Below are 23,423 nucleotides of genomic sequence, written 5' to 3'. Positions count from 1 at the left end.
GGCCGCGCTCTCGGCGGGAGTCCCTTCCGTGCTCCTCGACCCCGGGCTGGGCTTCGGCAAGACGCCCGCGCACAACCTCGCCCTGCTGCGAGCGCTCCCGAGGTTCACGGCGGGACCCCATCCGGTGCTCGTCGGGGTGAGCCGCAAACGGTTGATCGACACGCTGGCCGGGGTGCCCGAGCCCCGGGAGCGGGACCCGGGGACGCTCGCCCTGCACCTACACGCCGCACGAGCTGGGGCTGCTCTGGTGCGGGCGCACGCGGCAGGGGCCCATATGCAGGCGCTGCGGGTGCAGGCGGCGCTCGACAGTCCGGGTCCTGTGCGGCAAGTCCAGGCCCGCTAGAATCCCGCCCATGAGTCGCGTCGTTCTGGAGGGTCTGGAGTTTCACGCGCGGCATGGCGTGTACGAGACCGAGGCGGCGCTGGGGGCCCGCTTCGTCATCGACGCGGAGTTGCGCTGGGCCTTCGCGGGCATCCCTGACGAGCTGGGTGCGGCCGTGAACTACGCGGCCGCCTACGACGCCATTTGCGAGGAGGTGACGGGCCACCGCTGGAAGCTCATCGAGGTGCTGGCCGACCGCGTCGCCCGGCGGCTGCTGCACGACCATCCCCGGCTGGAGAGCGTGACGGTGCGGGTCCACAAGCCGTTCGCGCCGCTGCCCGGCGTGTTCCGCGACGTGTACGCCGAGCTGACCCTGCGCCAGGGCGAGTGATGGCGCCGGGCGAGGCCGCCTTCATTGCCCTGGGGGCCAACCTGGGGGACGCCCCGGGGACCCTGCGCGGGGCGCGGGACGACCTCGCCCGGCTGGGCACGCTGACGGGGGTGAGCGGGTTGTACCGCACCGTGCCGGTCGGTGGTCCCCCCGGCCAGCCCGACTACCTCAACGCCGCCGTCCGCCTCGTCACCCCGCTCGGGCCGGTCGAGCTGCTGGGGGCACTGCACGAGATCGAAAGGCAGGCGGGACGTGTCCGCCGCGACCGGTGGGCGGCGCGCACCCTCGACCTCGACCTGATTCTTTACGGGCACGAGGTGCGGGATACCCCCGGCCTGGCCCTGCCGCACCCGCGCGCCTGGGAGCGGGCCTTCGTCCTGGCGCCGCTGGCCGACCTCGATCCCCACCTCGCCCATCCGACAAGCGGGGAGACGGTGGGGGCGGCCCTCGCACGGGTCGGGCGGGAGGGTGTAACGCTCGCCGCCCCCGAGTGGTAGGGCGCCGCTCGGGTGACAGGGCTCCCTGTCGTGGGCCGCCGTCCACGCTATGCTGCACCCTGACATGAGCGAGCTGACCTCCTCCAGACGCCACGGCAAGCTGGGGCGCACCCTGTTGTGGGTGTCCATCGCCCTGAGCGTGCTGCTCCTGGGCTTCGTGACGGCCCTGAGCATCCGGACCAACCCCTACTACAGCGACGCAGAGGCGAACGGCATCAGCAAGTACATCTTCATCGAGGAGTGCCGGGAACAGTTGGCGGAGGCCAGGGAACTGGAGACCCTGAGGGGCGTGCTCCAGCAGACCGGCCAACTGCGGCAGGGCCAGAACCTGCACGCCGACATCGGCGCCGAGCCGGGCGAGATCGTCGCCAACACCCAGGCCGTCCCCGGCGGCGGCTGGGCGCTCAGCGCTCCCGCCAACATCAGCGTCGAGGGGCAGTCCTCCGTGCTGGGTCAGCTCGGGATGCAGTGCACGCACGACAAGGCGCAGAACCGCACGGTGGCCCAGATTCAGCTTCCCGGTGCCCAGTAAGACCAGTTCGGCCTTCGCCCCAAACACGCGCCGCCCGGATCTTCTCCGGGCGGCGTTCTCCTTTGTGCAACGCTTAGATCACCACGTCGAGCCCGCTGAGGCACTCCTCGGCGATGGCGCGGGCCAGGGGGTCGCGGGTGGAGCGGGCGTAGCTCACGCCGAGGTGCAGGTGTTCCTGCCCTTCTGCGGCCCCCGAGAGCGCGAGCGTCTGGTAGAAGGCGAGGTGGGTGTGCGCGAGCAGCACGTCGCGGGTGCGCTCGGGCGGCAGGGCGCGCAGGATGCTCAGCGCCTCCTCGTAGGCGTCGACGGCCCGGTTCTGGTCACCCTCCACCGCCCACTCGCGCCCGAGTTGCAGGCTGCGGGCGGCGGTCAGGTAGGCGGGCCTCATGGCCGGATTCTAGCCCAGGCTATCCTGCGGGCATGACTGGCTGGCTGGGGGCGGGACTCCTGATCCTCGCGGGCTTCGGCTGGGGCACCCGCCTCTCCGCGCGGCGGGCCTCAACCGTGCCGCTCTGGGGGGTGCTTCTCCTGACCCTGGGCGCGAGTGTGTTCGGCCTCGTCCTCACCATCGAGGCCTTTTTGGTGGGGCAGGACGCGCCGCTCGTCGTGGGCGCGGTCGGGGCGCTTGCGGCGGCGATGCTGGCAGTGTTCACGGCGCGGGAGGAGTAGAACCCTTCCGAATGGGTTTGCCCTGTTGGGGGAGGGGGCTGCATGGGCTACACGCTTGAAGCAGTTTTGCTCGATTCCCAAGCCGCCAGGTTCAAACACGGGTTGCCGACGATCTCGTTAGGGCACGGCATCGCGCTCATTCCCCTCACGGACGAGGTTTTGGACGAGCAGTTCGGACTATCCGGCCCCGGCACCTCTGGTGCGTTCTGGAAGTCGGGCGCAGTCCTGGAGGCGTTCCTGGTGGAAGTCTCCCGTCTGGGCCGTGTGGCCTACGTGGAGGCCGACTTCTTCGGGGGTTCGGGGACCCAGGTAGCCGCCGTCTGGCAGCAGGGCAAGTGCGTTATGGGACCCGAATGCTCGAAGGGGGGAGGGGCGATCAACCATGCCCTTCGGCTGTTGGGCGTCCCTCGTTCTCCCGGGCAGGACGAGTTCGACGAGGTCGGCCTCGGGCGGTTTCGGCACACGGCGGACTGGGGGGGCGGATGACGGCTTGGTGAATCGGTGGCTCCTCCTCGCCAAACCAAGGGGCAAGGGGCCGTTCCTCCCGGAAGCGGCCCCAAATCCTTGCTCGGTCAGTCCCGGCGCGGCGGGCGCGGTCCCCGGTCACCACCACCGGCCCTCGCCGGACGCGGTTCGCGCGGGGCGATCTTACCCTCCAGCTCGGGGCGAATCAGGTCGATCTTGCCCCGGTCGTCGATGTTGGCGATCTTCACGCGCAGCTGGTCGCCGACGTTGAGCGCGTCTTCGACGGCGTTGATCCTCTGCTCGCTGATCTGCGAGATGTGCAGCATCCCGTCCTGGCCGGGGAAGAGGTTGACGAAGGCGCCGAAGGGGGCGGTCTTGACCACCGTGCCCTCGTATTCCTCGCCCACGCGGGCGGTCTTCGTCAGGCCCTCGATGCGCCCCCGCACTGCCTCGGCGGCCTGCCCATCGGCGCTGAAGATGCGCACCGTCCCGTCCTCCTCCACCGTGATCTGCGCGCCCATCGCCTCCAGCTCGCGGATCTGCTTGCCGCCGGGGCCGATCACCTTGCCGATGAGTTCGGGGTTGATCCTGAGGGTCAGGATGCGCGGCGCGGTGGGGGAGAGTTCGGGCCTGGGAGCGGGCAGCACCTCGGCCATCTTGCCCAGGATGTACAGCCGCGCCTCGCGGGCCTGCGTCAGCGCCTCGCGCATCACGGCGGGGGTGATGCCGCCCACCTTGATGTCCATCTGGAGGGCCGTGACGCCCTGGGCCGTGCCGCAGACCTTGAAGTCCATGTCGCCCAGCGCATCTTCCAGCCCCAGGATGTCGGTGAGGATGCGGTAGCGCTCCCCCTCCATCACCAGACCCATCGCCACGCCCGCGACCGGGGCCCGCAGCGGCACGCCCGCGTCCATCAGGGCCAGCGTCCCGGCGCAGACCGTCGCCATGCTGGACGACCCGTTGGATTCCAGAACCTCGCCCACCACGCGGAGCACGTAGGGGAAGTCGTCGAAGGCGGGAAGGACCGCCCGGATCGCCCGCTTGGCGAGGTTGCCGTGCCCGACCTCGCGGCGGGACTGACCGCCCATGCGCTTGACCTCACCGGTCGAGTACGGCGGGAAGTTGTAGTGCAGCAGGAAGCGGTCGTTCTCCTCGGCGGTCAGGTCGTCCACCAGCAGTTCGTCGCGCTCGGTGCCCAGGGTGGCGACGCCGAGCACCTGCGTCTCGCCGCGCGTAAAGATTGCGCTGCCGTGGGCGCGGGGCAGGGGCCGGACCTCGATCCAGATCGGGCGCACGGTGCGCGTGTTGCGTCCGTCGGCGCGCAGGTCCTCCTCGATGATCAGGCGGCGCAGCTCCTGCTTCTCCACCTTGGCGAAGGCGTCCTTGAGGGCCTCTACCTGCCCCGCCGCCCCCTCGGCCCCAGGATCGGGCACGCGCGCCTCGATCAACCTGTTTCGCAACGCCTTGAGGTTCGCGCTGCGCTCCTTCTTCCTGGTGGTGAGCAGGGCGTCACGCAGGCCCTCCGCCCGCGCCGCCTCGGCGAGTTCGGGCACGAGGTCGGGGGAGAGGTCACCGTCGGCGAGGAAGTTGAACTTCTCGCGGCCCAGCTCGGCGCGCATGGTCTCGATCAGGTCGAGCACGCCCTGCATCCCCGCGTGCGCGAACTCGATGGCGCCCACCAGGCTCTCCTCGGGAACCTCCTGCGCGCCCGCCTCGACCATGATCACGGCCTGGCGTGTGCCCGCCACCACGAGGTCGAGGGTCGAGCGGGTGAGCTGGTCGCTGGTCGGGTTGAGGACGTACTCGCCGTCCACCTGTCCCACGCGGACGCAGGCGGTCGGGCCGTTCCAGGGGATGTCGCTGACGCTCAGGGCCGCCGAGGCGCCGATGGGCCCCAGCACGTCGGGGAGGTTCTGCTGGTCGGCGCTGATCACCGTGATGATGACCTGGGTCTCGTGGCGGTAGCCCTTGGGAAAGAGGGGCCGAATCTGGCGGTCGGTGATGCGTGCGCTCAAAATCGCCCGCTCGCCGGGGCGCCCCTCGCGGCGGTGGAAGGAGCCGGGAATCTTGCCCACCGAGTAATGGCGTTCCTCGAACTCGACGGTGAGGGGCAGGAAGTCGAGGGTGCTCTTGTCGTCGCGCGCCTGGGCAGTCACCAGAAGCATGGTGTCCCCGTAGCGCAGGGTGACGCTGCCGCTGACGAGCTTCGCCAGCCTGCCCGTCTCGATGCTCAGTTCCCGTCCGCCGAGCATGGTGGTATACGTCTTGCCTATCATCGGGGAAGTCTACCCTGCGCCGCTGTGTGAGAAAGAAAGGCAGTATCCTGCGGCCCACGAGGTGCAACCCATGAAGATTCGCTCAGGCCTGACCGTCCTGCTGTCCGTCACCCTTCTTGCCGCATGCGGGGTCCAGAACGCCACCGACTCCACCGTGCTCGCCGCCCAGGGCGGGAACGGCAAGCCGACCAGCGGGCCACGTCAGGTTCCTGCCCGCGTCTTCCTGCCCAACCCCGTGCAGACGACGGGCGACGAGAGCCTGAGCGACGCCAAGGACAGCGCGGGGGCCGTGCCCGCGAGTGCGTACTTCCCGGTGACCCTCACGAACCTCGACGGCAGTGGCGCCCTCAGCGGGGACTACGCGAGGGTAGTGAGCGAGACGGGGGCGCCCGTGTCGGTCGGCGGCGCCCTGAACTTCAGCCGTGACCAGGACGGCTTCGAGCAGGTGATGGCGTACTTCTGGGTGACGGAGGCGCAGAAGTACCTCCAGTCGCTCGGCTTCGGATCGGACCTGCCCGCCGTGAACAGCGACCAGCAGCAGATCAAGGTGAGCCAGTGGGGGCAGGACAACTCGTACCAGAACGACCAGCCCGACATCATCCGCCTGGGCAAGGGTGGTGTGGACGACGCCGAGGACGGCGAGGTGATCGTCCACGAGTACGGGCACGCGGTCCACGCCGCCCAGGTGCCGGGCTTCGGGAGCAGCCTGGAGGCGGGCAGCATCGGGGAGGCGTTCGGCGATTACCTCGCGCTGAGTGTCGGCGAGGCGGTCGCGCGGGCGAACGGTGCCCCTATCCGCACCCCGCTCCCCTGCATTGCGGACTGGGACAGCACCTCGTACACGAGCACGGTCCCCCACTGCCTGCGCCGCACGGACACGGGCAAGCACTCCCCGGAGGACGTGCGCGGCGAGGTCCACGCGGACGGCGAGATCTGGTCCCGCGCCCTGTGGGACATCCGGCGAGCCCTGGGCGCGCGGACGGCCGACCGCATCATCATCGACGCGCAGTTCCGCTTCGCCCCCGACACGGGCTTTGCGGCGGCGGCGCAGGGGACGGTGGACACCGCGCTCGCCCTCTCGGGCAAGGGGGCGGCGGCCAGCGTGCGGCAGGCGTTCGTGGACCGGGGCATCCTCAGGTAGTCCGGTTTGCGGCTCCGCTCAACCTCACCAGGGAGAGGCCCGGCCGCCGGTTCCTCTGTCAGACTCCGGGGCATGTCCGGGTACACGCCCCTGGGGAAAGCGAAGCTGGAAGAGCTGGTCCGCACCTGGCAGGCACTTCTGGGCCTGAACGAGTGGACCATCCGGCTGGAGTTGGTGCGGTTCAAGCGCCCCTGGCAGAGCGGCGACGTGAAGGTCGATGCGGTTCACCGCACGGCACTGCTCCTGCTGTCCGAAGAGCCCTTCCGCGACGAGGAGGAGACCATTGTCCACGAACTCGTCCATGTCGTGCTGTGGCCCCTCGACCTGGCGGCGATGGACCTGACCGAAGTGACCGGGCCGGAAGGGTCGGCGGCGCGGGAGTTCGCGCGCTCGGCGGTGTTCCGCGCCCTGGAGCCCGTGACGGAGCAACTCACACGGGCGTTGTTGCGGGCACGGGGGCATCAGGCCCGCCCGGTCTGCGACGTGCTGGAGGCGGAGGCTGCCGAGCGCGCGGAGTTCAGCCGGATGGACGCCGACGCACCCGGAGCACGGGGAGAGCTGGCCGAGCCGCACCAGGGGGAAGCGTGAGGCGCGCTTAACCTACAGCGTTCCCGACGGGGTAGGCGGCCAGGGCCCGCGCGTAGATTTCCCTGATCAGCGGCGCCTTCGCGTTGTTGTACTCGTGGAGGTAGGTGAAATCGCGCCCCGCCAGTTCCCGTTTCAGCTCCCCGTACCGCTGCCGGTCGTCCCCGTGCGTCCTGAGCCAGTCGCGAAAGATCAGGTGCCGCCGGGCCTCCGGGCTGCCGAGGGTCCAGACGTGCAGGTTGATGTTCGTGTCCGGCCCCTTGAACATCCGGTGCTCGTGCCAGTCGGGCTCGCGGATAACCAGGCGGTAGCCCGCGCCCTCCAGGATGGGCACGTAGGCGGTCTCGTCGGCGGAGTCGGCCAGCGACAGGTCGAGGTCGATGATGGGTTTGGCGGGCAGGCCCGGCACGGCCGTCGAACCGACATGTTTGAGGGCCAGCACGCGCTCGCCCAGCAGGGCGCGGAGGCGGGCGGCCTCGCGCTCGTACAGGCGCGGCCACTCGGGGTCGGAGTCAGCGACCTCCACCCGGCCCGTGAGCGTGGGCATCTCGCCCACCCAGACGGCCTGCGCCTGCTCTGCGGTCAGAGGTTCGTCGTCCGGCAGGAGGGGATGTTTGCTCATCGGGAGGATTGTCTGCCACGGCCTGGCGCCGGAGCAATGCGCCGAATGGGCTAGAGGAAGGTGCCCGGTGGGGGACTTCCGCCCGGCCTGTCCGCGTACACTTGCCCCGATGACCGCCCCCTCCACCCGCGACGTCTTCCTCACCTGCCCCCTCGACTGCCCGGATGCCTGTCGCCTCCGTATCACACTGGCGCGCGGCGAGGACGGCGTGGAGCGCGCGGTGAAACTGACGGGCGACGCGGACCACCCCTACACCCGGGGTTTCGCCTGCGCCAAGACCGTCCACTACCCGGCGCGGCAGAACCACCCGGACCGGCCCCTTTACCCCCTGCGGCGCGTGAACCCCAAGACCGACCCCGAACCCCGCTTCGAGCGGGTGACCTGGGACGAGGCGCTGGACGACATCGCGGCCCGGCTGAGGACGCTGCTCGACACGCGCGGCCCCTCCACCATCTTGCGCTACCACTACGCGGGCACGATGGGGCTGATGGAGAACTCGCACGCCCATGCCCTGTGGCGGGCGCTGGGCACCCCCGAACTCGACGAGACGATCTGCGCGACGGCGGGCACGGCGGCGTGGCAGGTGGGCTACGGCCCGCGCTACGGGGTGGACCCCCTCGACGTGCCGCACGCTCGACTGATCATCCTGTGGGGCATCAACTCGCTGAGCACGAACATCCACCTCACCCCGCAGATGACGGCGGCCCGCAAGAACGGCGCGCGCATCATCCACATCGACCCCTACCGCAACCGCACGAGCCAGTACGCGGACACCCACCTCAAGCTGCGGCCCGGCACCGACGCCGCCCTCGCCCTGGGCGTGATGCACGAACTCTTCGCCCACGGCTGGACGGACGAGGCGTACATCGCCGAGGCGACGCGGGGGGTGGAGGAACTGCGCGAGGCGGCGCGGGAGTGGACGCCCGAGCGGACGGCGGAGGTCACCGGCCTGACCGTGGAGGAGGTGCGCGACCTCGCCCGTGCCATCGGCACGACGCGGCCCACGTACATCCGCGTCGGCTACGGGATGACGCGGCACGAGAACGGCGGGACGAACCTGCGGGCCGTCACCCTCATCCCCGCGCTGACGGGCGACTGGCGGCACCGGGGCGGGGGCGTCGTCCTGAGCACGAGCGGCGCCTTCGCGCTCAACCGAACTCGCTTGGGAGGCGCGCACCTCGTCAGGCCCGAGACGCCGCACGTCAACATGAACGAGCTGGCGAACGCCCTCGCGCCGGAAGCTGGATTCGGCGCGGTCATCGTCTACAACTGCAACCCCGCCGTCGTCGCGCCGGATTCAGGCCGGGTCCGCGCGGGACTCCAGCGGGACGACCTCCTTGTCGTCGTGCTCGAACAGGCGATGACCGAGACGGCGCGGCTGGCCGATTACGTCCTGCCCGCGACGACCTTCATGGAGCACCCCGACCTGTACCCCAGCTACGGACACCACTGGCTCGGCTACAACGAGGCCGTGCTGGAGGCTCCCGGCGAGACGCGACCGAACACCTGGGTTTTTCAGCAACTCGCCCGCCGCCTGGGCGTCACCGAGCCCAGCGTGTGCTGGACGGTGGACGACCTGATGCGCGAGGTGCTGGCGACCGACCATCCGCACCTCGCGGGAGTTACCCCCGAACGTCTCAAGGCCAAGGGGAGCGTGCGGCTGAACCTGCCCGAGACGTTCCTGCCCTATGCCCACGGCGCCCCCACGCCGAGCGGCAAGGTGGAACTCTCGCCCGCCCCACGGCACCAGGAGCCCGAGGCGCGACTGAACGCGGACTACCCGCTGCGCCTGATCACCCCGCCCGCCCACCACTTCCTGAACAGCACGTACGGCAACCTGGAGCGGCTGAACCGTGCCGAGGGGGGAGAGCCGCAGGTGTTGGTTCACCCCTTCGATGCCGGGACCTATGGCCTGACGGACGGCGAACGTGCGCTGATCAGGAGCGAGGTGGGCCAGGCCCTGCGCCGCGTGAAGGTGACGGAGGCCGCCCAGCCCGGCGTCGCCGTCGTGGAGGGGACGTGGTGGGGCCTGAGCGCACCCGACGGCACGAGCATCAACGCGCTGACCGCACAGACGCTGACCGACCTGGGCGGGGGCAGCACCTTCCACAACACGCGGGTGCGGATCGAGGCGGCGGGGGACTGAGGAACCGTCAGGCGAGCATCCCCCGTCCCTCCTAAGATGGGCCATGACCAAAGTTGTGATCGTCACGGGAGGGAGCCGGGGCATCGGCGCGGCCACGGCACGGCTCGCGGCCCTTGAGGGTTACGCGGTGGGCGTGAACTACCGGCAGGACGCCGGGGCGGCGGGGGAGGTCGTGCGCGAGATCGAAAGCGCCGGGGGCCGAGCCCTCGCCGTGCGGGCCGATGTGGGTAGCGAGGAGGAGGTGGAGCGGCTGTTCGATGAGGTAGAGGCGGGGCTGGGCCGGGTCACCGCGCTCGTGAACAACGCGGGGGTGCTGGAGCGGCAGACGCGGGTGGAGGAGATGGACGCGGCCCGGCTCACGCGGGTCCTGACAACCAACGTGATCGGCAGCTTCCTGTGTGCCGGGGCGGCGGTGCGGCGGATGTCCACCCGCCACGGGGGAGCGGGCGGCGTGATCGTCACCGTCTCGTCGCGGGCCGCCGTGCTGGGGTCGCCGGGCGAGTACGTCGATTACGCGGCCTCCAAGGGGGCGGTCGACACGTTGACGGTCGGCTTGGCCCGCGAGGTCGCCGCCGAGGGCATCCGGGTCTGCGGAGTGCGCCCCGAGTTGATCGAGACCGAGATTCACGCGCTGGGCGGGGAACCGCGCCGGGTCACCCGGCTGGCCCCCGGTATCCCGATGGGACGCGGCGGCAGCCCGGAGGAGGTCGCCCGGGCGATCCTGTGGCTCCTCTCGGAGGAGGCGAGTTACGTCACCGGCGCGCTGCTGGACGTGGGCGGCGGACGTTGACCCCCGCCGCGCTTCCTGTCCGCCTCCATCCCTCATCGTCTCCGGGTGCTCAGCCCGTCCCTATACTGGTCCCCGCCCATGACCACATCCCCCGTTTCCGCCGACGCTTCCCTGCCCGCGACGGTGCCCGGGAGGCGGAGTGACGCCGGGGCCCGCCTCCCCGCCGTGGACGTGTTCCGGGGACTGGCAATCGTCGCCGTCGTGGCCCACCACCTTACCGGGCTGGCGCTGCGGCACGCGGAGGCGGGCTCGACCCTGAGTACTGCCATCGCCGTCATCAACCGCTCCCTGCACTTCGTGGTGCCCGCCTTCGTCTTCATGACGGCGCTCGTGCTCACCCGCTCGGCGATGCGGCGGCTCGACCTCGGGAAGTATTACGCGGCCCGTATCCGCACGGCGCTGCTGCCGTACCTGCTCTGGACGGTCCTGTACGTGCTCTTCCGGGTCGTGACCCATCAGGATCCCCTCGCCGCGCTCGCCGACCCGGCGCGCTGGCAGGTGTGGGTGCAGTACGGCAAGGGGTACTTTCACCTGTACTTCCTGCTGATCGTCCTCCAGTTCTACCTCGTGCTGCCGCTATTGCTCCCGTTGTGGCGGCGGCGCTGGCCCTTCCTGGCGGTGCTCGCCCTGGCCTTCGCGTTGCAGTTCCTGGTGTTCTGGCTCAACCGCACGGGCGTCCTGAGCTTCCGTTTCCCCGGCACGATGGCCCTGTGGTACATCCCGGCCCTCACCCTGGGGATGTACTTTGGCGCGAACGAGGGGGCGTTCGAGGCGCTGTGGGCGCGGTGGCGGGGGTGGTTCGTGGGGGCCGCCGTGCTGGCCCTCGCGTGGTACGTGCCCGTCGCGGTGTCGCTGCTGGAGGGCGGGCGGGTGAGCAGCGTGACCTACAGCGCGGCGAACTGGACCTTCACGGCGGCGGCGGTGCTCGCCCTGTTCGGGCTGGCGCAGGTGCTGGCCCCTTTCCAGACACGGTGGCGCTCGGTGCTCGTCTATCTGGGCACGGTGAGCCTCCAGATCTATCTGCTCCACCCGGGGGTGTTGTGGTTCCTGGAGCGGGTGGGCTTTCCGGGCCGCCCGGCCGCGTTCCTCGGGGTGCTCGCCGTGTACGGGCTGATCGCCCTGGGTATCCCGGTGCTGATCGCGCGTCTGCTGGAGGGCAGGGCGCTGTCGCGCTGGCTGTTCGGTCGCTGACGGCCCCGGCTCCCGCCTTCTGTTAGTCTCTGCCGCGATGAAGTGCGTGGTGCTCTCCCTCTTCCTGTCGTCCGCCGCCCTCGCCGCCACGCCTCCCGTGCCGCCCGTGGAAACGCCCCCGTCCACTCCGCTTGCCCAGGCTCAACCGAATGCAGAGGTCGCGTTGCCCGAGCCCCTGCGCTTCCCGCACCCGCTCGGCGACGCCTTCCTGTTCCGCCCCGCCGCGTGCACCCCCGCCTGCCCGCTCGTGATGGTCTCGCATTCGCGCGGGATGACCTCGGAACTCAGCCTGACCCGGCCGCACCTGCGCTCCCTGTACGCGCGGCTCCTCGGCGCCGGGTACGCCGTCCTCGTCAGCAACGACGCGGGGGCGACGACCTGGGGGGCGCCGCAGGCCCTCACCTACCTGGCGGACATGCGCTCGCGGGCGATCCGCACCTTCCCCTTCAACGGGCGCACCTACAACTTCGGGTACTCGATGGGGGGGCTGCCCGCCCTGCTCACCGCCTTTTACCCGGTCTATCCCGTGTCGGGCGTGGTGCTGCTCGACGCGGAGGTGAACCTGCGCGAGGTCTGGCAGGGAAGCAACGCCACCTTCCGGGCCGACATCGCCGCCGCGCACGGGGTGATCCAGGGGGCGCCGCTCCCCCCCCGGCGCGATCCTTTCAACGACTTCAACAGTCCCCAGTCGGCCCAGGTCCCGATCCTCGTGGCTGGCAGCCCGGAGGATCAGGTCGTGCCCTTCGCGCGTCACGGTGAGGCTATTTTCGCGCGAACCACCTCGCCCGAGAGCCGTCTCGTGCGGCTGACCGGGCCGCACCTCGGGGGCTCACATTTCGGGGACGTTCTTGTGAACGAGATGCTGGCCTTCCTGAATCGCCTGGAAGAGAGAGTCACACCCGACCAGGGCATCCTTCCCGGGAAGACGGGCGAGGGCAACTAGGGTCCAGGGGGTTCATCCCTCCAGCATTCGCGCCCAGCCCTCCGGGTCCTCCCCGACCGTCAGCACCTTGCCGCCGCGCACCAGGGGCAGGCGCAGCAGTTCCGGCGTCTCGATGATCCGGGCGACGATGGCGTCTTCCGTCGTGCGCAGGTAGGCGAGGTTGCTGCGCTCGTAAGCCTTGCCCCCCGTGTCCAGCAGGGCGTTCAGGCCGAACTTCTGCACGAAGCGGGTCAGTTCTCCCCTGGCGATGGGCTTGGCCGACAGATCGATGAAGTGAATCTTGACCCGTCGTTCCTTGAAAAACCGCTCGGCGGCGCGGGTAGCCGCACTCTTCTTGAGGCCGAACATCTGGACCTGAGGGTCGGGCATGGGGGGAGTGTAGCGAGCCGTCAGCGATCAGCGGTCAGCCGTCAGCAAAAAGCCCCAGCGCTGGCCGGAGCTTTTGCTCTTTTGTGCTGATCGCTGACAGCTGAGTGCTGATCGCCTCAGTTCGTGTACACCCCCGCCCCCTCCTCGTCCCGGCCGCCCACCGGCAGACCCAGGTGATCGTAGGCGTGGGCGGTGGCGACGCGGCCCCGGGGGGTGCGCTTGATGAAGCCGAGCTGGATCAGGTACGGCTCGTACACGTCCTCCAGCGTCAGGGCGTCTTCCGAGATCGCGGTGGCGAGGGTGTCCACGCCGACCGGCCCACCTGCGAAACGGTGGATCAGCGTCTCCAGGTACTTCTTGTCGCGGTCGTCCAGGCCCGCCGAGTCCAGCCCCAGGCGGTCGAGGGCGTCGAGCGCGCGGGGCAGCTCGATGAGCTTCTCGCCCGCCACCTCGGCGTAGTCGCGCACGCGCCGCAACAGTCGCTTGGCGATCCGCATCGTGCCGCGCGAGCGGGCGCCGATCTCCACGGCGGCGTCTTCCGTCAGCCCGAAGCCCAGCAGCCGGGCGTCACGCAGCAGGTTGGTGCCTATCTCGGTGGGCGTGTAGTACTCCAGGTGCTCGATGATGCCGAAGCGGCTTCTCATGGGCGCGGTGATCAGCCCCGGGCGGGTAGTCGCCCCGACGAGGGTAAAGCGCGGCAGCGGCAGCTCGATGGTCCGCGCCGCCGGGCCCTGCCCCAGCACGATGTCGAGCTTGTAGTCCTCCATCGCGGGGTAGAGGTGCTCCTCCGCCACCCGGCCCAGGCGGTGAATCTCGTCGATGAACAGCACGTCGCCCTCTTCGAGCGAGTTCGTGAGGATGGCGGCGAGGTCCCCCGGCTTCTCGATGGCCGGGCCCGAGGTGACGCGGATGTTCACGCCGAGTTCGTGCGCGATAATGTGCGCCAGAGTCGTCTTGCCCAGCCCTGGAGGGCCGAAGAGCATCGTGTGGTCGAGCGCCTCCCGGCGGCCCTTGGCGGCCTGGAGGTACACCGTCATCTTTTCCTTGAGCCGCTCCTGGCCTACGTATTCCGTCAGCGTCTTGGGCCGCAAGGCGGGGTCGTTCGCTTCAGTCATGCGGTCATATTACGCTATTTCCGAAAAAGGGGTGCCGGATGTAGCAACTTATCCCTCTGGTGAAACGTCGACACTCATTCTGCTATTGACATAACAAGAATTGTGATGGAGAATGGGTTGTCCGCCCCGACTTCGCCCGCTTGCAGGAGGCAGCCATGACCGTACACACCCAGCACACCGCCGGAACTCCCATCTGGACCGATCTCATGACGTCCGATGCCGGGGCTGTTCGGCGCTTTTACGAGGCCCTGTTCGGCTGGAGGTTTCAGGGTCAGGGGTCCGAGTACGGGGACTACAGCATCGCCTTCCGGGAGGAGCACGCGGTCGCGGCCGTTGTCCCCCGGCTGGACGAGCAGAGTGCGTGGTGCCTCTACTTCGCCAGCGGCGACGTATATACGGATGCCGAACGCGTTCGTGAGCTGGGGGGGCAGATCGCGGTGGAGCCCATGCAGGTCGGCGACCAGGGGCACCTGCTGATGGCGCGCGACCCGAACGGCACGGTGTTCGGGCTGTGGCAGCCGGGCAAGCAGGCGGGGATGGCCCTGTCCGGTGCGCCGGGTGCCTATGCCTGGGGTGAACTCCACACCCGCGACGCCGACCGCGCCCGCGACTTCTACACGGCCCTGCTGGGGGTCACCAGCCGTCCCGTCCCCGAGATGGGCTACCACACCCTGTACCACGGGGACGACATGAGCGCGGGCATCATGCAGATGAACGAGCGGTGGCATGCCGGGATGCAGCCCGGGTGGATGGTCTACTTCGAGGTCGAGGAGGCCGACCGGGCCGTGCAGGCCGTGGAGGCGAACGGCGGGCGTGTGCTCTCACCCCCTCACGACTCTCCCTACGGACGGCTCGCCATGTTGCAAGACCCGGCGGGCGCGACCTTCTCGGTCATTCAACCTGCGTAGCAGCCAGAACGAGGCGCCCCCGCCGGAAAGAAGGCGGGGGCGTTCCCTTGGCTCACTTAGCTGCCGTACAGCCGAATCAACGCGGGCAGGTCGCGCCGCAACTCGCCGCCAGTCACGTTCGCGTTGCCGTACACCCGGACGAAGCGGCCCCGCGTGTCCACCACGCTGACCTGATCGCCGTGGACGCGGGCGGCCACGTTCGCCCCGCCGGGCACCTCGTCGCTGTGATCCTCGGAGGAGAGGGCCGACCCGCCCTGCGCGCCCGTGTGCTCCAGGTGGTCGCCGTGCCCCTCGGGCTCCGGCAGGGGTGCGATGTTCGCCACGAACATCACCCGCGCCGCCTCGTCGATGATGGCCGCGTCGCCGGTCAGCCCCGTGAAGGTCGGGTCGAAGCGGCCCAGGTAGTCGCGCAGGACGTTCGGCCGGTCGTGCTCGGGGTCGACGGTCACGAGCTGCACCTGCACCCGCTCCCTCTGCGCGGGAGTCAACCCGGCGAGGTCGTTCTTGAGCCTCGCCAGCGTGGCCGGGCACACGTCCGGGCAACGCGCGAAGCCGAAGAAGACGAGCCGCAGCCTGCCGCCCGAGTCGCTCAAGCTGGCCGTTTCGCCCCGCTCGTTCACCAGCCGCAGCGCGGGGAGGACAATCGGCGCGTCGAGGGCCGTGCCGCCCTGCGGGGTGGGGGAGACGTTCTTATAGATGAGCAGCCCTCCCAAAACTGCAGCGAGGGCCAGGAGCACGGCTGTCAACCACTTCATGGGTGCAGGCTAGGACGGGGGAGGGGGGCGGGGTGTCCCAGGAGCGGTCAGTTCTCAGCCGTCAGCTGTCAGCAAAGGACAAAAGAAGAAGGTGGGAACGCTCGTCACGTCCCCACCCCTGATGGCTGAAAGCTGATTGCTGACCGCTCCCCCGCTACCTTACCACGCGTAGAAGATCGCCACGATGAGCAGCCACACCACGTCCACCAGGTGCCAGTACAGGCTGGCGGCGGTCAGAGAACCGTGGTTGTACTTGTCCATCTTGCCGGTCAGCGCCTGATAGTACGGCAGGGCGACGCCGGTGCCGCCGATCAGGATGTGCAGACCGTGCAGGCCGACGATGGTGAAGAAGCACGACTGCCAGAGGTTCTGGCGCCAGTTGCTCTCGGTGCCGAACAGCGAGAACTCGTACACCTGGAAGAGCATGAAGAACACGCCCAGCAGCAGGGTGATGAAGAGCCCCAGCCGGAACCAGGTGTAGCGCCCGTGGTGGTGGTCCTGCTCGGCCTTGTGGATCACGAAGGAGGACGAGACCAGGATCAGGGTGTTGAGCGCCGCGAGCCACACGTTGGGGCGCAGGGCGGGCGGCTCGGCGGCCCCGATGATCCGCAGGTACACGTACCCGGCGATCAAGACGCCGAAGAGGCTGACTTCCGAGATGATGAACCACGCCATGCCCATGAAGCCGTTGTCGTACTTCGTGAGGTGGTGGTGCTCGACCGGCACGTCGTACTCGCGCGTCCCGGCCCACTTGAACAGCGACCAGAAGAACAGCGGGATCGAGGCGTACAGCACCAGGCTCGCCAGCACATGCCCGAACCCCGCCTCGAAGAAGGGCCTTAGTCCGCCCGTCACCGTGAAGTTCGTGAACCAGCCGAAGCTCAGACCGTAGCCCATCAGCAGCAGGCTGAAGGCCGTCATGAAGGGCCAGATGGAGTCCACCGGCAGGTGGATGGACTTGGGATCGACCGGGATGAGCTTGTCGCCGTTCTTCTCCCAGTCGTAGAGCGGACGCTCGGTGGGGAAGGTGGTGGGGAACTCGTGCGCGAAGTTGTACGCGGCGGGAGGCGAGGCCGCCGTCCACTCCAGCGTGAAGCCGCCCCAGGGGTTGGGGGAGGCCGTGATCGGGCGGCGCAGGCTCTGGAGCATGTTCCACACGAACACGACGCCGCCCGCCAGCAGGGTCAGGGCGCCCAGGGTCGAGATGAAGTTCAGCTCGGTCCAGGTCCAGTTGCCCGCCGGGTAGGTGTAGTAGCGCCGGGGCATGCCCATCAGCCCCAGGACGTACTGCGGCAGGAAGGTCATCCACGAGCCGATCATGAAGAGCCAGAAGTGCCACAGGCCGACTTTCTCGTCCATGAAGCGGCCCGTCATCTTCGGCCACCAGTAGTACAGCCCGCCGAAGGCCAGGAACGCCGTGCCGAACATCATCACGTTGTGGAAGTGCGCCACGACGTAGTAACTCATCGTGACCTGGTAGTCGAAGGGCACCATCCCCAGCGACACACCGGTAATGCCGCCGATCAGGAAGTTGAAGATGAAGCCCACCAGCCAGTAGGTCGGCGTCCTCATCAGGATGCGCCCGCCCCACAGGGTGCCGATCAGGTTGAAGATCTTCACGCCCGTGGGCACCGCCACGATCAGGGTGGCGACAGCGAAGGCGATCTGCCACGCTTCCGGCAGCCCCACCGCAAAGAGGTGGTGCACCCACACGAGCAGGCTGACGAGCACGATGCCGAGGAGCGAGTACACCATCACCCGGTAGCCGAAGAGCGGCTTGCGGGCCATCGTCGAGGCGATCTCGGCGCCGATCCCGAGGTACGGCAGCAGCATCACGTACACGGCGGGGTGCGAGTAGAACCAGAAAAACTGCTGCTGGAGGATCGGCGAGCCCCCGATGCCGGGGTTGAACATGCTGATCCCCAGCTTGAGTTCGAGGTACACGACGAGTGCGGCGGCGGTCAGTCCGCCCAGGCTGATGAGCTGAAGGATCGCGGTGGCGAAGATGCTCCACGAGAAGATCGGCATCTTCCACAGGCTCATGCCGGGCGCGCGCATATTCACGATGGTCGCCGCGAAGTTCGCGCTGCCGAGCAGCGAGCTCAGGCCGTTGAGGATGATGGCGACCATGAAGACGGTCGCGCCCGTCTGGTTGCCGTCCACCACCAGCGGGTAGGGGAAGGTCCAGCCCACCCCGGGCACGCCGCCGTTGAAGAGCGCCGAGATCAGGAGCACGAGGCTGAAGACAAAGCCCCACACCGCGAAGGTGTTCACGCGCGGCAGCGCCACGTCCCGCACGCCGAGTTGCAGCGGCAGGAAGAAGTTCCCGAACCCGAAGAGCCCGATGGGGATCAGGAAGAAAAAGATCATGACCACCGCGTGGACGGTGAGCACCTGATTGTAGGTGTTGCCCACGAGCAGCGTCTGGTCCGGCAGCGCGAGCTGGAGGCGAATGGCGACGGCGAGGAGGCCCGCCAGGGCAAAGCCCACGAGGGACGTGAGGATATACAGAATCCCGATCTTCTTGTGATCGGTGGTCATCATGTAATCCTTGATGACCTCCCACGCGCCCCGGCGGGGGGCAGCGGTGGTGGGCGGCGCGTGCTGAACCGTCACTGGTTACCTCCTTGGGCGCCGTTGGACTGGTCGGCGCTGCCCTGGGTGTCGCCCGCGCCGATCACGGGCACGCCCCGCCAGTAGTCGGCTTCCTCCGGCAGACGCAGGGTGCGCAGGTAAGCGGCCACGTCCTCCAGTTCCCGCCGGGTCAGCACTCCGCCCTTGCGGACCTCGCCGTTCACACGGTAGGTCGCCCCGTTGTAGGGCGGCATCTGGCTGCCGGGCTTCACGCCGGGGCTGTTCGCCAGCCAGGGAAGCAGCATCTCGCGGGCGCGCTCGCCCTCCCAGATGCCCGCCCCTAGGGTGTGGCGGGTGCCGAAAAAGCTCAGGTCGGGGCCCGCCGCGCCGTTCGCGGGCGTGCCCTGGATGCGGTGGCACGCGGCGCAGGCCAGGGCGCCCGTCGAGGGCTTGCCCTGCATGAAGATCGTGTAGCCGCGCGCCTCGGGGCTGCCGGGGGCGGGGGTGGGGGCGCGGTAGGCCTGGGCGGTGCGCAGGAACGAGTTGTAACGCTCGGGCTCCAGCGCGATGATCCGGTAACGCATATTCGCGTGGCTCGCCCCGCACAGCACCGAGCACTCGCCGTAGTAGACGCCCACGCGGTCGGTGTCGACCTGCCACGTCTTCTGCGAGCCGGGAATCGCGTAACGCTGCCCGCCCAGGTTGGGCGCCCAGAAGCCGTGGAGCACGTCCCCGGCGGTCATCGTCAGGGCGATCTGGTTGCGGGTGGGGATCACCAGCTCGTTGCCGTTGGTGACCGTTCCCCCGGCGGCGGCGGGCGCGCCCGGGTAGCCGAAGTTCCACCAGAACTGCCGCGCGAGCACGTTGATGTCCACGGCCTCGCGCGGGGTGGGGTTGATGCGCGCCATCGTCCGCACCGTCAGCACGCTCAGCAGCACCACGATCAACACGGGCACGACCACCAGGATCACTTCCAGGCGGTTGTTGCCGTGGAACTGGGCGGGCGCGGCGTCGTTGCGGTCCTCGCGGAACTTGCGAACCGTGTAGAACAGCGCCCACGACACGGCGGCGAAGATGATGATCGACAGGGCGATGGCCGGAACGCTCATCCAGAAGATTTCGCGGTTGCTGGCCGACGCCATGTCGCCGATGCTGATCAGCCGGTTCGACTGACACCCGGAGAGCAGCGTCGCGCCCAGCCCCAGCAGACCTGCCTGCGCGACTCGGCGCGGCAGACCCCCCGGCGGTCCGCGTCTAGGGCGGCTATGGTTGGTGTTCAACTTCACTCCTTTCCTCTTTCCTCTTCCCCCAGTCTAAGGCGTTCTTCAGGGTTGTGTGCCTTCTAAATAACGCCGCCGTGTGTGCCTCCACACGCAGTTCGACCGAGCGGTCAGGGGTGGTTGCATGAGACCAGATGAAGCGGTAGGCAAGTGTCCTGAACCTTGCGCCAGAGGCAGAAAAATATGCGGGGGCGGCGACGGTAGCCGCCCCCGCACGGGTTGAGTCTCGCCGGGCCTGCTACGCCGTCAGAACCCGGTCCACCGCCCCCGCCACGAACAGCAGCGCGAGGTACAGCATGGAGTACAGGTACAGCGGCACGGCCACCCGCCGCTCGACCGCCTGCCCGCCCATGACATGCCGGTACAGCCGCCACGACCGCGAGAGCAACAGCCCGCCGAGAAGGAGCGCCACCACGAAGTACAGCAGCCCGACCTCACCGATGAAGACGGGCATGACCGACAGCACCACGGTATAGACGGCGTACAGGCCGATCTGGGCGACGGTAAGTTTGTCGCCGTGGACGACGGGCAGCATGGGGATGCCCACCTCGCGGTACTCCTCCTTGATCATCAGGGCGAGCGCCCAGAAGTGGACGGGCGTCCAGAAGAAGATGATGGCGAAGAGGAACCACGCGAAGAGGTTGAGGTCCCCCGTCACGGCGGCCCAGCCCACCAGGGGTGGGAAGCACCCCGCCGCTCCGCCCAGGACGATGTTGTGCCAGGTCGTGCGCTTGAGCCAGAGGGTGTACACGACGACGTAGGTGAAAAAGCCCGCAAGGCTCATCCACGCGGCAAGGGGAGTCGCCCACACCCACAGTCCCACGAAGGAGGCGACCTGGAGGGCCGTGCCGAAGATCGCCGCGTCGCGGGTGGAGATCAGGCCGCTCGACGTGGGCCTCTTCGCCGTCCGCTTCATCCTGAGGTCGATGTCGCGGTCCACGATCATGTTGAACACTCCCGCCGACCCGGCCGAGGCGTACCCGGCCAGGGACACGACTACGAGCAGCCCCAGGCCCGGCCAGCCCCGCGCCGCCATCACCATCGCGGTGAGGGTAGTCCACAGGAGCAGGCTGATGACCTTGGGTTTGGTCAGCGCCAGGTAGTCGCGCCAGGTGGCGCGGGGGGCCTCGGCCACGGGAGAGATGCTTTCTCCCCCGCGTATGGGTTCCGTCGTCATACGTTCACTCCCGCCCGGGCGGGCGCCACGCTGGGCCGCGCCGCCGGGGCGCTCAGGGCGCGGTACGCCAGGGTCACCGTCACCAGCCACATCACGCACGCCAGGAAAAGGTGAGTCAGTTGCATCCACGCCGGGGCCTTGAGCGCCACGTTCAGGGAGCCCGCCAACATCTGCACGCCGATCACGCCTATCAGCGCGAGGCCCCAGCGCGTCACCTCCGGCGAGGGACGCAGGCGGCGCAGCGCCCCCACCATCCAGATCAGGTACGTGCTCGTGAGAACGGCGAGCATGGGGTGGATCACCCGCAGGTTCTCGATCAGCCCGGCCGTCGCCCCGAAGTCACGGCGCACCGTGTCCAGGGGCGTGCCGGGCGCGGGGGTGAAGAGCAGGTCGCCCAGCGCCGTCACGGCCCCGGCCATGCCCAGCACGAGGGTCAGGACCAGCCCGAGCGCGATCAGGCCGAGGGCGCGCCCCTGGCCCCGCAGCCGCAATTTCGGCCCGCCCGACGCCCAGAAGGCGGTGAGCAGCAGCGCGCCGAGGAGCAGGAAGGTGTTGGCGAGGTGGACCCCCTGCACGAGGCCGCGCGCCGGGTCAGTGGAGTCCGCCGTCAGCCCCAGCAGAACCTGCACGCCGCCGACCAGCCCCTCCAGCACGATGAGGGCGAGGCTGAGCAGCGCCCCCAGCCGCGCGGGGTGACCCTTGGCCGTGACGAGAAACGACAGCCCGACGAGGGCGAGCGCGAGCAGACCGCTCAGGCCGCTCGTGAGGCGGTGGCTGAATTCGATGACCGTATGGAGGGCCGGGCTCTGCGGCACGACCACGCCGTTGCACAGCGGCCAGTGGTCGCCGCAGCCCGCCCCCGCCCCCGTGATGCGCACGACCGCGCCCCAGAGAATCACCAGCACGTTGTACGCCAGGGCCCCCCAGGCCAGCCGGGAGAGCCACACTCCCGCGCCCGGGCGGGACACCGCCACGACACGACTCACTCCACTCCACCGTCCTTCCAATCGAAAAACGGGCGCCCTGCGCACACTACCCAGAGATCCAGGGGCCCGGCGGGATCAACGCCTCCCATTCTAGGCGGGCGCGGCTGAAGATTGTCCCCCCGGGACGGCCCTTGCACGTCTCATCCGCCTTGCGTCCGGGGTCACCTGCCCCGGCCCCTCCTCCCTAGAATCGGGGCGTGGCCGAGACGATCAACCAGTGGGCAGTCATCACCATCGTCCTGAGCGGGGTCGCGCTCGTGTTCGGTGTGTATTTCATCCGGCGCGGCAACCGTGAGGCGCACCTGCGCGCGATGGCGACGGCGAGCGCCCTGGCGACCGTCTTCCTGGTGCTGTACCTCACCCGGCTGGGGCTGGGTTACGAGAAGAGGTACGCCGGGCCCAGCGAATGGCGCGGCGCGTACTTCGCCCTCCTGATCAGCCACATCATCCTCGCGGCCGTCAACCTGCCGCTGGCTCTCGGCGCCTTGTACAACTCCGTCAAGGGGCTGCGGATCGCCGGGAACCTGGGCAACATCGGCGCGCCCGCCGCCCGCAAGTACTTCAACCGCCACCGCGCCTGGGTGCGCTGGACTGTGCCCGTGTGGCTGTACGTCGCCGTGACGGGCTGGATCATCTACCTCGTGCTGGGGCGGTACGGCGAGGTGATCAAGGGGTAGCGGGAAGGCGGTCAGCGATCAGCCGTCAGCGAAAGGCCCCGGCGGCTGATCGCCGAGGGCCCAAAGCTGCTACCTTCCCCCCATGAAGCGCAGCGTTCCGGACCTCCTGCACGCGCCCGAACCGCTCGTGATGGTCACCGCCTACGACTACCCGGGCGGGCGGCACGCCCAGGGGGCGGGGGTGGACCTGATCCTCGTCGGGGACTCGCTGGGGAACGTGGTGCTGGGCTACGACTCGACCGCGCCCGTGACCCTGGGCGACATGATCCACCACGCGCGGGCCGTGCGCCGGGGAGCGCCGGAGACCTTCATGGTCGTTGACCTGCCCTTCGGCACCTACCACACGGGCGTGACGGACGCGATGCGCGCCGCCGTCCGCGTGATCCAGGAGACGGGCGCCGACGCCGTGAAGATGGAGGGCGCGACCCCCGAGGTGCTGGAGGTCGTCTCGGTCCTCACCCGCAACGGGGTGCCCGTCATGGGCCATGTCGGCCTGATGCCCCAGACCGCCACCGCCCAGGGCGGCCTGAAGGTGCAGGGCAAGGACGAGGAGAGCGCACGCCGCACCCTAGACGGCGCCGCCTCGCTGGAGGCGGCAGGGGCCTTCGCCGTCGTGCTGGAGGCTGTCCCTGCCCGCCTCGCCCGCCTCGTCACCGAGCGGCTGCACGTCCCCACCATCGGCATCGGCGCAGGGGTGCATTGCCGGGGACAGGTGCTCGTCTACCACGACCTCCTCGGCGTCTACGAGGGCGAGGAAAAGAAGATTTCCAAGCGGTACGCCGAGCTGGGGCGGGAAGCGCGGGAAGCTATTGCGACCTACGCCGCCGAGGTGCGCGCCCGTCAGTTCCCCACCAGGGAGCAGAGCTTCGTGATGAAGGACGAGGTGCTGGGGAAGCTGTATTGAGCCGTCAGCTTTCAGCGGTCAGCCGTCAGCAAGACAAAAAGAAGCGTTCGCCTGTGCATCGGCAAACGCTTCTTTTGCTGAAAGCTGACGGCTGAGAGCTGACCGCTC

At 69.2% G+C, this 23,423-nt stretch carries 25 protein-coding genes (1 of these 25 cut by a window edge); 15 read left to right on the top strand and 10 right to left on the bottom strand.

Going from position 1 to position 23,423, the window contains the following annotated elements; genetic code table 11:
• From folP to DAETH_RS15115, 4 genes are all read left to right on the top strand, one after another.
• Positions 1-343, top strand: partial view of a dihydropteroate synthase gene (folP, locus tag DAETH_RS15130; protein ID WP_264775710.1) — the final stretch only. The gene continues 569 nt to the left of window position 1, outside the view; 343 of the gene's 912 nt are visible here — the last part of the coding sequence; its start codon lies off the left edge, out of view; the stop codon is at positions 341-343.
• Between the two features lie 10 nt (positions 344-353).
• Positions 354-713: a dihydroneopterin aldolase gene (gene folB / locus DAETH_RS15125; protein WP_264775709.1), complete on the top strand. Its 360-nt coding sequence runs from the start codon at positions 354-356 to the stop codon at positions 711-713.
• Positions 713-1,210 (top strand): 2-amino-4-hydroxy-6-hydroxymethyldihydropteridine diphosphokinase, encoded by a 498-nt coding sequence (gene folK, locus DAETH_RS15120; protein ID WP_264775708.1) that lies wholly within the window; start codon positions 713-715, stop codon positions 1,208-1,210. Before folB ends, folK begins: the two co-directional genes overlap by 1 nt.
• 64 nt (positions 1,211-1,274) lie before the next feature.
• Positions 1,275-1,742, top strand: a complete 468-nt coding sequence (locus DAETH_RS15115; protein WP_264775707.1) for a hypothetical protein — start codon at positions 1,275-1,277, stop codon at positions 1,740-1,742.
• Positions 1,743-1,815: 73 nt separating this feature from the next.
• Here the strand turns inward: DAETH_RS15115 and DAETH_RS15110 are convergent, their stop codons facing one another.
• Entirely contained in the window at positions 1,816-2,130 is a 315-nt protein-coding gene (locus DAETH_RS15110) for a hypothetical protein (protein ID WP_264775706.1), read from the bottom strand.
• A gap of 32 nt (positions 2,131-2,162) precedes the next feature.
• On the opposite strand from DAETH_RS15110, the gene DAETH_RS15105 reads away from it, so the two are divergent.
• Positions 2,163-2,411 carry a hypothetical protein gene (locus DAETH_RS15105; RefSeq protein WP_264775705.1) on the top strand — a complete coding sequence of 83 codons (249 nt, stop codon included), beginning with the start codon at positions 2,163-2,165 and terminating at the stop codon, positions 2,409-2,411.
• Between the two features lie 42 nt (positions 2,412-2,453).
• Entirely contained in the window at positions 2,454-2,897 is a 444-nt protein-coding gene (locus DAETH_RS15100; protein WP_264775704.1) for a hypothetical protein, read from the top strand.
• 86 nt (positions 2,898-2,983) lie between these two features.
• Here DAETH_RS15100 and pnp read toward each other — a convergent pair whose 3' ends face one another.
• Positions 2,984-5,152: a polyribonucleotide nucleotidyltransferase gene (gene pnp / locus DAETH_RS15095; RefSeq protein ID WP_264775703.1), complete on the bottom strand. Its 2,169-nt coding sequence runs from the start codon at positions 5,150-5,152 to the stop codon at positions 2,984-2,986.
• A 70-nt stretch (positions 5,153-5,222) separates the two neighbouring features.
• Between pnp and DAETH_RS15090 the strand changes: the two genes are divergently transcribed.
• The gene (locus DAETH_RS15090) at positions 5,223-6,293 is read left to right on the top strand and encodes a M36 family metallopeptidase (RefSeq protein WP_264775702.1); all 1,071 of its coding nucleotides are present in this window, start codon (positions 5,223-5,225) and stop codon (positions 6,291-6,293) included.
• 72 nt (positions 6,294-6,365) lie between these two features.
• Positions 6,366-6,881, top strand: a complete 516-nt coding sequence (locus DAETH_RS15085; RefSeq protein WP_264775701.1) for a hypothetical protein — start codon at positions 6,366-6,368, stop codon at positions 6,879-6,881.
• A 7-nt stretch (positions 6,882-6,888) separates the two neighbouring features.
• On the opposite strand, the gene DAETH_RS15080 is transcribed toward DAETH_RS15085, so the two are convergent.
• Positions 6,889-7,500: a GrpB family protein gene (locus tag DAETH_RS15080; RefSeq protein ID WP_264775700.1), complete on the bottom strand. Its 612-nt coding sequence runs from the start codon at positions 7,498-7,500 to the stop codon at positions 6,889-6,891.
• Between the two features lie 109 nt (positions 7,501-7,609).
• Here DAETH_RS15080 and DAETH_RS15075 point away from each other — a divergent pair, with 109 nt between their 5' ends.
• From DAETH_RS15075 to DAETH_RS15060, 4 genes are all read left to right on the top strand, one after another.
• Complete coding sequence (locus tag DAETH_RS15075; protein WP_264775699.1) at positions 7,610-9,646, top strand: molybdopterin oxidoreductase family protein; 2,037 nt, start codon at positions 7,610-7,612, stop codon at positions 9,644-9,646.
• Between the two features lie 43 nt (positions 9,647-9,689).
• Entirely contained in the window at positions 9,690-10,436 is a 747-nt protein-coding gene (locus tag DAETH_RS15070) for an SDR family oxidoreductase (protein WP_264775698.1), read from the top strand.
• A gap of 78 nt (positions 10,437-10,514) precedes the next feature.
• Positions 10,515-11,627, top strand: a complete 1,113-nt coding sequence (locus DAETH_RS15065; RefSeq protein ID WP_264775697.1) for an acyltransferase — start codon at positions 10,515-10,517, stop codon at positions 11,625-11,627.
• A gap of 37 nt (positions 11,628-11,664) precedes the next feature.
• Positions 11,665-12,570, top strand: a complete 906-nt coding sequence (locus DAETH_RS15060; RefSeq protein ID WP_264775696.1) for an alpha/beta hydrolase family protein — start codon at positions 11,665-11,667, stop codon at positions 12,568-12,570.
• A 12-nt stretch (positions 12,571-12,582) separates the two neighbouring features.
• On the opposite strand, the gene DAETH_RS15055 is transcribed toward DAETH_RS15060, so the two are convergent.
• The gene (locus tag DAETH_RS15055; protein WP_264775695.1) at positions 12,583-12,939 is read right to left on the bottom strand and encodes an ArsC/Spx/MgsR family protein; all 357 of its coding nucleotides are present in this window, start codon (positions 12,937-12,939) and stop codon (positions 12,583-12,585) included.
• A gap of 116 nt (positions 12,940-13,055) precedes the next feature.
• Positions 13,056-14,054 (bottom strand): Holliday junction branch migration DNA helicase RuvB, encoded by a 999-nt coding sequence (gene ruvB / locus DAETH_RS15050; protein WP_264775694.1) that lies wholly within the window; start codon positions 14,052-14,054, stop codon positions 13,056-13,058.
• A 155-nt stretch (positions 14,055-14,209) separates the two neighbouring features.
• Here ruvB and DAETH_RS15045 point away from each other — a divergent pair, with 155 nt between their 5' ends.
• Positions 14,210-14,962 (top strand): VOC family protein, encoded by a 753-nt coding sequence (locus DAETH_RS15045; RefSeq protein ID WP_264775693.1) that lies wholly within the window; start codon positions 14,210-14,212, stop codon positions 14,960-14,962.
• 56 nt (positions 14,963-15,018) lie between these two features.
• Here DAETH_RS15045 and DAETH_RS15040 read toward each other — a convergent pair whose 3' ends face one another.
• From DAETH_RS15040 to DAETH_RS15020, 5 genes are all read right to left on the bottom strand, one after another.
• Positions 15,019-15,717, bottom strand: coding sequence for an SCO family protein (locus tag DAETH_RS15040; RefSeq protein ID WP_264775692.1), 699 nt, complete (start codon positions 15,715-15,717; stop codon positions 15,019-15,021).
• Positions 15,718-15,876: 159 nt separating this feature from the next.
• Complete coding sequence (locus DAETH_RS15035; RefSeq protein ID WP_264775691.1) at positions 15,877-18,333, bottom strand: cbb3-type cytochrome c oxidase subunit I; 2,457 nt, start codon at positions 18,331-18,333, stop codon at positions 15,877-15,879.
• Positions 18,330-19,571, bottom strand: a complete 1,242-nt coding sequence (coxB, locus tag DAETH_RS15030; protein WP_264775690.1) for a cytochrome c oxidase subunit II — start codon at positions 19,569-19,571, stop codon at positions 18,330-18,332. The genes DAETH_RS15035 and coxB overlap by 4 nt, the downstream gene beginning before the upstream one ends.
• A 238-nt stretch (positions 19,572-19,809) precedes the next feature.
• The gene (locus DAETH_RS15025) at positions 19,810-20,748 is read right to left on the bottom strand and encodes a heme o synthase (protein ID WP_264775689.1); all 939 of its coding nucleotides are present in this window, start codon (positions 20,746-20,748) and stop codon (positions 19,810-19,812) included.
• Positions 20,745-21,734 (bottom strand): COX15/CtaA family protein, encoded by a 990-nt coding sequence (locus DAETH_RS15020; RefSeq protein WP_264775688.1) that lies wholly within the window; start codon positions 21,732-21,734, stop codon positions 20,745-20,747. Before DAETH_RS15020 ends, DAETH_RS15025 begins: the two co-directional genes overlap by 4 nt.
• A gap of 197 nt (positions 21,735-21,931) precedes the next feature.
• Here DAETH_RS15020 and DAETH_RS15015 point away from each other — a divergent pair, with 197 nt between their 5' ends.
• Entirely contained in the window at positions 21,932-22,411 is a 480-nt protein-coding gene (locus DAETH_RS15015; RefSeq protein ID WP_264775687.1) for a DUF420 domain-containing protein, read from the top strand.
• 82 nt (positions 22,412-22,493) lie between these two features.
• Positions 22,494-23,315, top strand: a complete 822-nt coding sequence (gene panB, locus DAETH_RS15010; RefSeq protein WP_264775686.1) for a 3-methyl-2-oxobutanoate hydroxymethyltransferase — start codon at positions 22,494-22,496, stop codon at positions 23,313-23,315.
• Positions 23,316-23,423 lie beyond the last annotated feature (108 nt).

Source organism: Deinococcus aetherius (genome assembly GCF_025997855.1).
GTDB classification, from domain to species: domain Bacteria; phylum Deinococcota; class Deinococci; order Deinococcales; family Deinococcaceae; genus Deinococcus; species Deinococcus aetherius.
Note: the sequence above shows the minus strand (reverse complement) of the source record. Positions and strands in the feature narration are given on the sequence as shown.